The organism is Caldisericum insulae (assembly GCF_047785965.1).
GTDB classification, from domain to species: domain Bacteria; phylum Caldisericota; class Caldisericia; order Caldisericales; family Caldisericaceae; genus Caldisericum; species Caldisericum exile_A.
Genome location: NZ_JBLOBF010000006.1, coordinates 1 through 12886, shown reverse-complemented (window position 1 = coordinate 12886; position 12886 = coordinate 1). Strand labels below are relative to the sequence as shown.

Genomic DNA, 12886 nt, shown 5'->3' with positions numbered 1-12886 from the left:
TTGAATACCTTGACATATTGGCAAAAAAGTGTATAATTTACTGACTATTGAGATGCCAAAATGAAAAAAATTGAATTTAGTAGTAGTTTGCCTAATTTAAAGATTGCTCTTACGGGCACTATTGGAATTGGAAAAACAACTGTCCTAAATAAAGTATTGTCTCATTTGAATGAGCAACCGTTTGGTTTTAGGACTGTGCCTATCATTAAAGAAAGTGCTCTTAAAGGCTTCGAAATAGTTAACCTTAGGACTCTTGAAAAAGGGACAATTGGCTATTTTGATGAAAATTTTGTTATTCGTCCTATTATAGACTCTTTTGAAACTGTTGGAGTGAAAGCACTTCATGATGCGCTTCAATACGGTAAGGCAATTGTTATGGATGAACTTGGATTTCTCGAAAAAGAAGCCTTACGCTTTAAAGAAATGGTTTTTAAGGTACTTGAAAGTGATAAACTGGTTTTTTATGTTGTAAAATCCGAATTAAACGAATTTTTGGAAAATACTTTAAAAAAGGCTGATAGTATTTTTGAAGTAAACAAAGAAAATAGGGACACTTTGCCCGAAGAAATCTGGAGGTATGTATGGGACTATATGAAGACCTCATCGAAAACGTAAAGGCATACCATTATGAGGTTATAAAAGATGTCAGGGTAGGCGTTGTTTGGAGTGCAGTTCAATCGAAAGGTGTTGGTATTTCTCTTACTTACTCAAGTATTTATGATGAAGTTGAAGATGCAGGAAATCTCATCGGAAAAAGCGTAAAAGAGCTTCTTAATTATATGCTTACATTTAATCTTACAAAGGTATCAATTGGTGTTGCAACGCTTAATTCTCTTTTTGATGTGCCTCAAAATTATGAAGATTTAAACATGCTCGATTACATAGAGAGCATTTCTTATGATAAGCGCGTTGTCTTTGTCGGACATTTTCCAATTTCCGAATCTCTGAGGGCTAAGGCTAAAGAAATTATTGTGCTTGAGCGTTCTCCACGTGAGGGCGATACAATTGATACTGCTGCATATTACATCATTCCTGAAGCAGATATTGTTGCTATAACTGGTTCAACTCTTGCAAACAAAAGCCTTGAAAGTCTTCTTTCACTTAAACGAAAGGGAATAACTATTGTTTTTGGACCTTCAACACCACTATCACCTGTTCTATTTGATTATGGCGTTGATGTGATTGGCGCCTCTGTTGTTAAACATCCGCAATTTGTGCTTAATGCAATTTCACAAGGTGGAAAGCTTTCAAATTTTAAGAAGTATATTGAATATATTGTTTTAAAGAAGGAGGTAAGATAAATGAAAAGATTTTTTGCTTTAATTCTTATTTTTGCACTTATTCTTAGTATTTTTCCAAATGCACCTCTTAAAGGAGCTTCGTATGTGCCAACTGGAACCTTCGCATTTAAGGAAGGCTCAAGCATTTTTAAGATTGATAATTTTGAAAAAAAACTTGATGTTGCACCAATTCTAAAAGGAGATATGCTTTTTATCCCCGTAAGGGCAGTTGTAGAAGAATTAGGTGGAACAATTTCCTATAACCCAAAGGAAAAGTCAATTTCAATTACTCTAAATGATACAAAAGTTAATCTATGGGTTAATAAAAGCACCGTGATATTAAACGGAAAGAATGACGAAATTGAAATGCCTATTCTTAAAAATGGACGAATGCTTCTATCTTTAAAAGATATTGTAAATCTTTTTGGTGGGACTATTATTTCAAGTAATTCTTTTGAGCTTCCAAAGCAACTTGTGGAGGCATATGATACAACTGGAAGAAAAATAATAGTGCCAAAGAAGATTAATAAAATTGTTTCTCTATATCCTATGGCAACTCTCCTTCTGTTTCCTTTAAAGAAAGAGGATTGTATTGTTGCAATTCCTACTGCGAAGGTCTTTAATATGGATAATTTTTCAAAAGTTTTTCCAAAGGCAAAAAGCGTACCCGATGGAAGTAGTTTTAAAGATCCAAATGTGGAAACAATCCTAAAGTTTAAACCGGATCTTGTCATAACAAATGCCACTACACCAATTAAAAAGATAGTTGAAGTAGGGATTCCTGTTGCTTTGCTTGATGTAGAGTCTGTTTCGGGTATTCTTAAATCAATCCAGTTTTTGGGAACAATTCTTGGCACTCCTACAGAAGCAAAAAATGCCCTTATATATTTGAATTCAAAACTTAATTACATTGATAGCAAAACAAAATATTTACAGAATAAAAAGAAGGTCTATTTTGCACTTGGTAGACTTACTCAAACGGCAGGCTCATCGCTTATCCAAAACGAAATTATCGCTCGCTCTAACGGAGTAAGTGTTACATCAACACTTAAAGGCGGAAAAGTAGATGTATCTATTGAGCAAATCTTAAACTACAATTCTGATTACATCATCCTTGCGCCATATTGTAATGACACGGTGCAGTCGGTCCTTTCAAATAGCGTGCTTCAAAATGTAAATGCAGTTAAGAACAAGAATGTTTATGTGATGCCGCAGTTCATAGGCTCTTATGACCTTCCTGAGCCAGAGTCAATACTTGGCATTATGTGGCTTTCAAATATCCTCTATCCAAATGAAGTCAATTTCAATTTGAAAAATGAAGCAAAAGAGTTTTACAAAGCAATATTTAACTATAATTTGACTGATGAGGATTTAAAGTATATACTTGGAAGTTAATATGATAAAAATCGAAAATTTGAATTTTGGTTATTTTGATACGGAGGTACTCAAAGGTCTCTCGATAGAGGTTAAGGAGGGCGAAACGCTCGCCCTCCTTGGCCCAAATGGAAGCGGAAAGACAACATTTTTAAAGTTGCTTTCAAAAATTCTTGAGCCGAGGGGTGGTACTGTGCTTATCCTTGGGAAAGATATAAGGCGATACTCCTATAATGAACTTGCAAAAACAGTTTCATTGGTGCCACAAATTCATAGAGCAACACAACCTTACACGGTTTTTGATGTGGTTTTAATGGGAAGAAATCCGCAGATGGATGCAATGTTCCCAAAGGAATCTGACAAAAGAATTGCGCTTTCGATTTTAGAAGAGCTTGGAATTTATCATCTTAAAGATAGACCTTACACAGATATAAGCGGTGGCGAGTTAAGGCTTGTTCTCATTGCAAGAGCGTTAGCACAGGAATCAAAAGTCATGCTTTTTGATGAGCCTACTGCATTTCTTGACTTTAAGAATGCTTCTCTGGTACTTCAAAAAATTATAGAACTCAAAGAAAAGAAAGGGAAAACAATTGTTGTGACTCTTCATGATCCAAATGAAGCGCTTCAGGTATCAGATCGCATACTTCTTATGAAAAAGGGAGAAATGGTTGCAATAGGCAAACCTGAGGAAGTTCTAACTGAAAAAAATCTTAAATATGTTTATGGTATTGATGTCGAAAAGGTAAGTATCAATGGAAGGACCTTCATCTACGCAAAATAGTAATGTTAGAGTAATAGTTTCAAAGGAAAGCCGTTTTTTTGGTGTTTTGATACTTTCAATTATCATAAACATTGGTCTTATAATTTTTTCAATTCTGTTGGGGCGTTTTAATATAAGCATTAGGGATGTCTTTTTATTTTTTGCTGGTAAACTTGAAGGAGTTCCCAAATCCGTTATCCTCGATGTAAGGATTCCAAGAATCATTGCAGCGCTTCTTATTGGTGCAACACTTTCTGAAACTGGTGCTGTTTATCAAGGCATATTCAATAACCCTCTTGTTTCTTCTTATATTTTGGGTGTCTCTTCTGGTGCTGGATTTGGAGCTGCGTTAGGCATTCTTATTTCAAATAATTTGGTTGTTGTTGAATTACTTGCATTTGCGTTTGGTATTCTTTCAGTATTGCTAACTCTGAGCGCTTCAAGAATAAAAAATGATAATATAACGCTTGTCCTTGCGGGCTTTGTAGTTGGAAGTCTTTTTCAATCTTTTACCTCATTTTTAAAGTATGTCGCAGACCCATTTTCAAAGTTGCCGCAGATAGTTTTTTGGCTTATGGGAAGTTTGTCCCAAATTACCCTTAAGGAAGTCTATACTTTTAGTCCAATTCTTATTTTGTTTTTATTGATTGTTGCTTTCTTTGGATGGAAGCTTAATATTCTTTCTTTCGGAGAAGAAGAAGCAATAAGTCTTGGAGAAAATCCAAAGGTACTAAAACGAACACTTATCGCTATAACAACGCTTCAGACTGCAATAGTTGTCTCTTTAGGGGGTGTCATAGGTTGGGTTGGGCTTGTCGTTCCACATATTGTGAGGTTTGTCATAGGTTATGATAATAGATTTGTATTGCCATTATCGGCACTTTTTGGTAGCGCTTTTTTATTGTTAATCGATACAATTTCAAGGACTACATTCCCTTCAGAAATTCCTATTGGGATTCTTACAGGTCTTGTGGGCGCCCCGTTCTTCGTTGCCTTAATGAGAAGGAAAAATTAGAGAAGATATTTACCTAAATCTTTTTTGAAACATTTTTACCTTTTAATGCCTTTTTGAATGCAAGCATTTATTTAGTTCCAAAAATAAGAACTGGTTTATTTTTTGCTATGTTGGACAAGTGTATTACTTCCCTTACTTTGTTATCTTAATGAACAAAACTTATCTCACTTTAACGTAGTGAGAAGACTCCACTTTTGGAGAAGTTCTCTTATTACGCAAGATTAAAAGAATTTATTCTGTTTTTTTAAAAATTCTTCAATTATTTTCATTATAAACGAATGGAATAAAAGAATCTAAAAATCGAAAGTTTGCATTATCTGGAACATAATAAAAAATGCTCATAAGCATACCTTTTTTGGAAAAGGTAAAGATACCTAATTTACAATCTTTTTCTTCTGTATTTTGAAGTTTTGGAATTGAAACTCCTATTTTATCAAAATTGTTTTTTAAAACGCTTATTGGGAGATGTAAATCGTCATAAAATAGGTTCGATTTCAAATTTAACTGCTGATCATATTGGAAAAACACTTCTATAAATTCAGCATCCTTAGTGCTATAAAAAATAGTTTTAAAACAAGTTGGATAACCTTTAAAAGCCTGTTTTTGATCAGGATATTGATATGAAATTTCTACTGGATCAACCCCAAATTCCTTTGCCAACTTTTTACTTTTTTTCATCTAATTTATCTTCGCTTATTAGTTTAGGATCCACTTTAAGATAGGTATTATATTTTTTGAGATTATTAATATCAATTAAACCTGTGACAAGTACAGAGTGAGTAACAAAGTAAGAAGGATCTGTTAGGCTATATATTTTATAATCTTCGCTTACAAATTTTGAAATTCTTACAATCTCTTGAAGGAAGCTACCGTATGTTATCTTCTCAGAATTTTTCAACGAAAAATTTAATGTTACAATCGATGCTACAACAATAATTACTATTAGAAAACTAATTAAAGTGGTTGTAAATAATTTTGTTTTCATCTTAAGATCCTCCTTACTCTTTTAAATTATGGCTGTGTTGACCCTTGATGTGCATCAAAATAGATTAGTGAAAAACCACTACTTGCAACTCTTGGGGTTACCGCAAGGTTTTGCTGTAATTCCAGTGTTTCCATTTGTATCAATCCATTTGGAATATGCCGTTCCTGATGAAGAAACAGATGGATACCAGGCAGTGATAGTCCATTCTTGGTATGCAGGAACATTTATAGAATATGTTGCCTGTGTACCTGTTTCGTATGACTTGTAGAAAGTTACAGTAACACCCATCTTAGATTCGATTTTACTTACTATGGCACTCTTCAGAGAAGCTGTTATCTCTGCATTCACTGAAACGCTACCGCTAAGTGCCTGGATTTCATTCACAGTTAAAGTTAAAGGGGAAGGATAAGGTAAAGGATTGTTTGCCGATATGGACTTTATCCAATATCCCTTATTATTAACAAAACCACTTCCAAAGTCGTAATGATCGAACGTATAACTATAAGCAACTACATCATCTATCGAAAACTTTGGTCTTGTAGATAGATTATTCTTATTTAAGAGAATTGCTTTATCTAATGCTTCATTCAGAAGTTCTTGAGTATGCTTAAGGTTGTATGCGTCAACATATGATTGACTATACTCATCATTTGCTTTGACTTTAAAACTTCCTGAATTAGCCAAAACCAAAACAAACAATAAAATTGCAACTATTATTAGTCTTTTTGCTTTCAAATTAACCTCCTTATTAAAGATTTTATTTTAATTTCCCTTTTCTTAAAAATTTCTTTTTAAATTTGTTTTACTTTCTTTTCGCTTTTCTTTTTCCCTTTTTACCTCCCTTATCTCCGGAGCCTTGCCCTCGCTTTTTTGGGTTAAGGTACCCCCTCAACACTCCCCCAAAACTGAGGAGATTCCTCGCCTTCGGCTTCGGAACGACAAATAAAAATTGGCTTCAGAATGACAAATGAAAGTGAAAAGTTATTCTTTTTGTTTTTAGGGGAAAGTTGGAAGGGGGATGTGCCCTCTTCCAATTATTGTCATTTCGAAGGAGCGAAAGCGACTGAGAAATCTCCTCCTTTTGGGAAAGTTCAAAGGGAAGCTTTTACCCCCTCTATTGAGGTATTTTGCTCCTCTTGTTACGCAAGTAGATACTTTAAAACTATTTTTCCTTGAGTTCTCTCCTTTTTTCAAAGTTAATAATTTTCTTTTTCACTACATTTTATCAAACTCTTATGTCAAGTAGTTTAAAAAAATTCCTTAAAACTTTTTCTCTCATATATTAGACCTACAAACTCACAAAAAAGTTCCTTAAAATTTTGGGAATTTTGCTAAGTTTTTAAAAAACCGTCTTTTTAGAAATAATTTAAATCTTCTTTCTATAACTTACATTTATAGCAAAAAATGAAGTTAGCCTTCTTAAATAACTTTTCGCTTAGCATCTTGAACTTAACAAAATCTACATTTCCAATTGATAGTGTTGTGATGTTTGTTAAGCAAGATAAAAAATATTAATACCATAAATACCATATATTTAGAAGAATTCCTCAAAATATTAATTCAAGATTTAAATTTTTTTACTTCAAAAACTTTGAAATTATTTAAAAAAATCCAAAAAGTGCTATAATATGACTGACCAGTCAGTCAAAGAGATTGGAAGATTTAAAGCACATTTGATAGTGATAAGTTATATTTAAAAATGAGTGCATGAGGATAGGATTTATGAGTGTGATTGTTTGTTTGATTCTTATGACTTAAATTTGGAGATATTGATGAATGAGATAAACAAAAGAGAGCAAATTATTGAAGTAAGCGAGAAGCTTTTTCTTGAAAAAGGATTCCCTAATACCTCAGTTGAGGATATTACAACGTTTTAGGAATTGCAAAAGGGAGTTTCTACACTTACTTTTCTTCAAAAGAAGAACTATTGAAGGAAATTGTTTCAAAGACTCTTAAAAATATTTATGAAGAGTTGTCGCAATTCTCATTTGAAAACAAAGACGTCGAAAAATCTTTTGAAGAATTTGTTTCACTTAATATAGAACTTGCAAAATCTTATGGGCCATCAATTATTGTATCTCTAAGAGACTTTGGTATGTTTTTAGAAAACGGAAGCGAAAAAGCTCTTGGAAATGTAATCTTCGATAGCATCAAAAAACTCATTGAAGAATTTCTAAGAAATACCATCCAAAATGCAGACGAAGAAAGTGTCATATACATTACAGGTATTTCTCTTTCAATTTGGATAGAAACATTTTTCTTCAAAAAAGAAATTAACAAACAAAAAATGGAAAAACTCATCTTAGATGGATTAAGGAGGAGTAAATGATAGCAGTGATAGGAGGAACAGGACACCTTGGCAATGTCCTTATAAGAGAACTTCTAAAAAGAGGAGAAAAAGTAATTTGCATAGTCCCAAAAGGTGAGGATCTTACTCCACTTAATGGGCTTGACGTTGAAGTTAGATTTTCCGATATAACTGATTTTGAAAGCATAAATAAGATGCTTTTTGGTGTTGATTACGTTTATCATACAGCAGGCATTGTCTCGATAATCAAAGGAGAATGGGAAAAGTTATACAAAGTAAATGTTTTGGGTACGAGGAATGTGGTTGAAGCATGTATCAAAAACAAAGTTAAGAGGCTTGTCTATACAAGTTCGATTCACGCATTTAAAGAGCCACCTAATCAAGTACCTATAACAGAGGGTACTCCACTTGATCCTGAATATGGTGAATATGCAAAGTCTAAAGCGCTTGCAACTATTGAAGTGCTTAAAGGTGTAGAAAATGGGCTTAATGCAGTAATAGTTGCACCTACTGGAATTATTGGTCCATATGATTTTAAGATATCAGAAATGGGAACACTTATTCTTAAATACATAAAAAGCAAAGTATTTTTCTATGTTGATGGTGCTTATGATTTTGTTGATGTAAGGGATGTTGCAATAGGTGAAATCCTTGCAATGGAAAGAGGAAAAACGGGTCAAATTTATATTCTTTCAGGAGAAAAAATAACCGTTAAAGAAATTCTCAACACTCTAAGAAGCATTTCAGGAAAGAAGATTCCACATATAAAAATCCCATACTCTTTTGCCAAATTCACTGCACTTTTAACTCCTATTATTTCACGAATCACACATGAAAAGCCTCTTTTTACCCTTTATTCTCTTTCGGTTCTCAAATCAAACTGTAATGTGCAAAAAGACAAGGCAACCAGAGAGTTAGGATACTCATCAAGGCCATTACAAAAATCACTCAAAGATGCATATATGTGGTTTAAAGAAAATTATAGAGGGAATAAGCCTTTTAAGAAACTTTCAACGAATGTATTGCAGTAATTTTAAACGTAAGATAAACTTTTCCTCCTAACTGTATGTTTAATTCCTCAAAGGATCTTTTAGTAATAAGGGCATTAATGCAAAAGTTTTCAGCAATTTTTACCGTGATTGTTGCAATTCCATTTTTATTTACAATTTTATAAACAATTCCTTCAAATTGATTTCTTGCAGAAGACTGAAAAGGAGTTTTTGAAAGGGTTATATCCTGTGGATGAATAAATACCACAACACTATCTCCCACGTTGTATTCTTGCAAAACATAAATATATTCATTTCCAATATCTATCTTTGAAATATTCCCTTCAACTTCTATGACATAACCTTTTATGACATTTACACCTGTAAGATAGGCAACCTCAACATTCTCAGGGGTGAAGAAAATTTCAGAAGGTTCTCCGATTTGAAGTAACTCACCTTTACTTAAAACGGCAATTCTATCACCTACGATACTTGCTTCATCAAGGCTATGTGTTACAAAAAGAGCGCTTTTTTTAAATGTTTTTATAATTTCTTTTATTTCAAATGCAATGCGCTCCTTTTCTCTTGGTGAAAGTTGAGAAGTTGGCTCATCAAAGAGGATTAAAGGTGGATCAAGAATAAGCGTTCGTGCAATGGCTACCTTTTGTTTTTCTCCACCACTCAGTTCTTCAGGATATCTTTTGAGAAGACTTTCGAGTTTAAAAAAATTGACAAGTTCGTTAAATCGGGTTGAAGCATCTTTAACAGACCTAAAACGCAAGCCAAACTTTATATTTTGCTCAACATTTAAGTGAGGAAAGAGCGCAAGCGTCTGGAATATATATCCTATGTTTCTATCTTCAGGTTCTTTTCTTGCAATGTCAATCCCGTCAAGGATAATGCGACCTTTATCTATGGGTAAAAATCCTGCAATGGTGTTAAGTAGTGTTGTTTTTCCAGACCCATTTTCCCCAAGTATTGCAATAATTTCGCCCTTGTTTAATTCTATGCTTATATCTTTTAAAGAAAATTTGCCAATATGTGCATAGAGATTTTGTATCGAAAGTAAAACACTCATTTTACTCTCCTTCCAATTATTCTGAGGATGACAAAAATAAGAAGGGATATTATAAGAAGGGTCGCAGCAATTGATATTGAAGTTTCGAGATTGTATTGCGTATAAGCATCATATATACGAATTGGTGCAGTCATTGGATAGTATGCAACAATAATTACTGCGCCAAACTCTGAAATCGCTCTTGCGAATGCCGAAAGAAATCCAGAAATAATATGTCCTTTTATAAGAGGAATATTAACAAGAAAAAAAGTATGCAATTCGCCTGCACCTAAGATTCGTGATGCGTTTTCAAGAGATTGGTCCATATTTTTAAAGCCTTCCTTTACAGTATCCACAAAAAATGGGAATGAAAGATACATCATCGCAATGACAACTGCAAAACCTGTCCCCATCAATTTTATATTGAGTGTATTATAGAGAATTTTTCCAATAAGACCATCCTTTCCAAACACAAGAAGAAGGGCGATGCCAGCAACAATATGAGGTGTTGCTAAAGGTGTATCACAGATTGCTTCAATAATACTTCCAAGCTTTCCAAAGTGGTCTTTTGCAATAAGATAGGCAAGAGGGATGCCGAATATGACACTCAAGATAGAGGATATAAATGCAAAAAATATGCTATTAAAAATTGCTTTTAAATTAAGTGGGTCTCTCAAAGATGATACTATAAGCGTAAGTTTAGGATAAGTAATGAGTCTCAAAAGTGGAAAAATTATAAATAGTATACTAATCAAAGCAAATACCGCAAGTATCCATCTAAAAAACACTTTCATAGATTAATTATAATAAAAGAGATATTTTTTTAAATATCTTTATATAAATTTGAGTGTGCCCTAAAACCTCCTTCGAAAAATGAGCAAAGAAGCTGTGACGTCAAGCAAAATGAGACATACCTAAATCTAGAGGGGCTTACGATTTTCCCCCTTCGAACTTCCCCAGAAAGAGGAGATTTCTCACTTCGTTCGAAATGACTGGTTATGTTTATTCTGAAGGTTATTTCTGTTTGTCATTCCGAAGGCTTTAGCCTGAGGAATCTCCGTCGTATGGGTGGAGTTGGAGGAGGGTCTCCCTCCTCCATTTGGAGGAGAATCCTCGTCGCTTCGTTCCTCGGATTGACAATTCTTTGGTGTATTTGGGGGAGTATTGAGGGGGCAGTTTTTTGCCCCCTCAAAATGGTTGTCATTCCGAAGCCGCTTTTAACCAATATTCTAAATCATCATTCGAATTGAATTTCGCAAAGAAGACATCTTTTTGTACAATATCTTCAGCTATTTTTATTTTGCCTTTAATAAAGTAGCCTCCATCGGATATTAGCACAATTGAGTTTCCTTCCTATGAGTCTATTCCCCCCAAATGTTCTTAAAAAGCCTGTTTTACAGTGCCTTTAGTAATTTTGATGTTAGATGAAAAAGTCCTCGAAAAAGCTACACTGAAAGAGAATTCAACAAAAGAAAAAAGGATTACCAAAATTAATACAATTTTTAATCAGTTTCATAAAAAACACCCCCTCTTTTTTAACTTTATTATTCCCCCTGCAATTTATTGCAGGGGGAAATCAAGAGTAGGTGAAGTAATTATTGAAAATTTTATTTCATAATCCCCATTCTTACAGGTGCAGGTAATTTATAAATATCTGGATATGCTTTGAATGGAACAAAAGGTTGCCCTGATTTCTCAAAAACACTTTGACCGTATTTAAGTAAATATAGTACAAATCTTTGTGCAAACTCTTTTTCTGGTGCATTGTTTGGAATCGTAAGTCCATATAGAATTGGCGCACCTTTTACAACTGTACCATCCTTTAGTGTTAAAGATGCTTTTTCATACCAGTCCGTAAGATCAGGATTTCCGAGATTGAGTTCGTCTGGAAAAGAGATATATTTTAGATTATTTTGCACGGCAACTGACTCATATTCAAAGGCATAGTCAAGCTCATTTGCTTGAAGTAAAGCAACGAGCTCAACTGATTTTGGACGAATATTTTTCGGTTTAGTTGCATTTAAAAGGCTTTGGTAGAGTCCAGGCTTTTTATAATACTGCTCTGCAAGTTGGAACATAAGAAGTGTCCTATAACCACATGGATCTGAGTTTGGTTCTGAATATCCAAAATCAACATCTTTTCTTAATAGTATTTCATACCAATTATTTGAATTTATTTCATTTGCATATTTGCTCTTATCGGTATAGCACAATACAAGTTTGTTTGTGGCAAAAACGATGTACCAATCAGTGTACTTTGGTATAAGATACTGTGGAATAAGGAAAAAATCAGCAAGTGCAACAACATCATATTCTTTTTTTAGTTCAGTTATCTGTTTTACTGCATCAACGCTTCCTGCTGAAAAATCCTCAAAAGTAATATCTACATTTAGTTTTGCATAATAATTCTTGAAATTGTTTTCAAGACTTCTTAAAGGTTGTGTTAGGCTTCCTGCATGAATTACCTTTAATGTCAAAGATTTTTTATTTGCAAGTGGTTTCTGTTGGTAAATAATTTTGATCGTCCTATTTGAGGGATTCCATTCCACATTTGCACCAATTGATTCCGAAATAAATCTCACTGGCACAAGCGTTCTTCCTGATTGTTTTTCAATAAAGGGAGCAATATCAAGTGGTAATTCTTTTCCGTCAACAATTGCAACCTTTGATCCAATCTTTAGGATAATTGTATGCAAATCGAAAACAAGAGTAATAGTTTTGTCATTTGGATTGTAATCTACATAGCCGCCGAAAGCTTCGGATACAAATCTTAAAGGAACAAGAGTTCTTCCATTTTGAATAATAGGTTTACTCTCAAGAGGAACCGGTTTAAAATTCACAGAAGCAACATTTTTTCCAATTGAAAGCTCAACAACACCGTTTGAATCACCGAGAGCAACTTTGCTACCAAATGAAAAGTTAAAACTGACAGTTAGAAGGAAAACTAACAACAGCAAAACATTTAATACTTTTTTCATCTCTTACCTCCTTTGCAAAATGGCAGGTATAATAGTTTCCCGTTATACCCTATCGCCAAAGCACCATGAGGTTTCCCTTTTAGGTATCTTTGGTCGGAGTTATCTTATTATAACAATTTTTGTATAATCTCAAAATATCC

Annotated in this window: 13 protein-coding genes and 1 riboswitch; of the genes, 7 read left to right on the top strand and 6 right to left on the bottom strand. The window is 33.7% G+C overall.

Annotated features, from left to right (window positions below):
• Positions 1-60: 60 nt before the first annotated feature.
• The 5 genes from ACMV0E_RS04980 to ACMV0E_RS04960 are packed head-to-tail and all read left to right on the top strand — an operon-like array spanning position 61 to position 4429.
• Positions 61-615: a nucleoside-triphosphatase gene (locus tag ACMV0E_RS04980; RefSeq protein WP_416085276.1), complete on the top strand. Its 555-nt coding sequence runs from the start codon at positions 61-63 to the stop codon at positions 613-615.
• Positions 582-1301 (top strand): DUF364 domain-containing protein, encoded by a 720-nt coding sequence (locus ACMV0E_RS04975; protein ID WP_416085275.1) that lies wholly within the window; start codon positions 582-584, stop codon positions 1299-1301. Before ACMV0E_RS04980 ends, ACMV0E_RS04975 begins: the two co-directional genes overlap by 34 nt.
• The gene (locus ACMV0E_RS04970) at positions 1302-2675 is read left to right on the top strand and encodes an ABC transporter substrate-binding protein (protein WP_416085274.1); all 1374 of its coding nucleotides are present in this window, start codon (positions 1302-1304) and stop codon (positions 2673-2675) included.
• A gap of 1 nt (position 2676) precedes the next feature.
• Complete coding sequence (locus tag ACMV0E_RS04965; protein WP_416085273.1) at positions 2677-3435, top strand: ABC transporter ATP-binding protein; 759 nt, start codon at positions 2677-2679, stop codon at positions 3433-3435.
• The gene (locus ACMV0E_RS04960; RefSeq protein ID WP_416085271.1) at positions 3407-4429 is read left to right on the top strand and encodes a FecCD family ABC transporter permease; all 1023 of its coding nucleotides are present in this window, start codon (positions 3407-3409) and stop codon (positions 4427-4429) included. The genes ACMV0E_RS04965 and ACMV0E_RS04960 overlap by 29 nt, the downstream gene beginning before the upstream one ends.
• Positions 4430-4684: 255 nt before the next feature.
• Here ACMV0E_RS04960 and ACMV0E_RS04955 read toward each other — a convergent pair whose 3' ends face one another.
• The 3 genes from ACMV0E_RS04955 to ACMV0E_RS04945 all read right to left on the bottom strand — a co-directional run bounded on the left by ACMV0E_RS04955 (position 4685) and on the right by ACMV0E_RS04945 (position 6098).
• Positions 4685-5107, bottom strand: a complete 423-nt coding sequence (locus tag ACMV0E_RS04955) for a hypothetical protein (RefSeq protein ID WP_416085270.1) — start codon at positions 5105-5107, stop codon at positions 4685-4687.
• A complete protein-coding gene (locus ACMV0E_RS04950; RefSeq protein ID WP_416085269.1) occupies positions 5094-5414 on the bottom strand; it encodes a hypothetical protein in 321 nt (106 codons plus the stop codon). The genes ACMV0E_RS04955 and ACMV0E_RS04950 overlap by 14 nt, the downstream gene beginning before the upstream one ends.
• A gap of 78 nt (positions 5415-5492) precedes the next feature.
• The gene (locus tag ACMV0E_RS04945) at positions 5493-6098 is read right to left on the bottom strand and encodes a hypothetical protein (RefSeq protein ID WP_416085268.1); all 606 of its coding nucleotides are present in this window, start codon (positions 6096-6098) and stop codon (positions 5493-5495) included.
• A gap of 1243 nt (positions 6099-7341) precedes the next feature.
• Here ACMV0E_RS04945 and ACMV0E_RS04940 point away from each other — a divergent pair.
• Together ACMV0E_RS04940 and ACMV0E_RS04935 are read left to right on the top strand one after the other, a co-directional pair.
• A complete protein-coding gene (locus tag ACMV0E_RS04940) occupies positions 7342-7743 on the top strand; it encodes a hypothetical protein (protein ID WP_416085267.1) in 402 nt (133 codons plus the stop codon).
• On the top strand, positions 7740-8753 hold the full coding sequence (locus ACMV0E_RS04935) for an SDR family oxidoreductase (RefSeq protein ID WP_416085266.1): 1014 nt from the start codon (positions 7740-7742) through the stop codon (positions 8751-8753). Before ACMV0E_RS04940 ends, ACMV0E_RS04935 begins: the two co-directional genes overlap by 4 nt.
• On the opposite strand, the gene ACMV0E_RS04930 is transcribed toward ACMV0E_RS04935, so the two are convergent.
• The 3 genes from ACMV0E_RS04930 to ACMV0E_RS04920 form a co-directional block, all read right to left on the bottom strand.
• Complete coding sequence (locus ACMV0E_RS04930) at positions 8722-9789, bottom strand: ABC transporter ATP-binding protein (protein WP_416085265.1); 1068 nt, start codon at positions 9787-9789, stop codon at positions 8722-8724. The genes ACMV0E_RS04935 and ACMV0E_RS04930 overlap by 32 nt on opposite strands.
• A complete protein-coding gene (locus tag ACMV0E_RS04925) occupies positions 9786-10562 on the bottom strand; it encodes an ABC transporter permease subunit (RefSeq protein ID WP_416085264.1) in 777 nt (258 codons plus the stop codon). Before ACMV0E_RS04925 ends, ACMV0E_RS04930 begins: the two co-directional genes overlap by 4 nt.
• An 813-nt stretch (positions 10563-11375) precedes the next feature.
• Entirely contained in the window at positions 11376-12746 is a 1371-nt protein-coding gene (locus ACMV0E_RS04920) for an extracellular solute-binding protein (protein ID WP_416085263.1), read from the bottom strand.
• Positions 12738-12857, bottom strand: a riboswitch (molybdenum cofactor riboswitch). It overlaps the preceding gene by 9 nt.
• Positions 12858-12886: the final 29 nt, after the last annotated feature.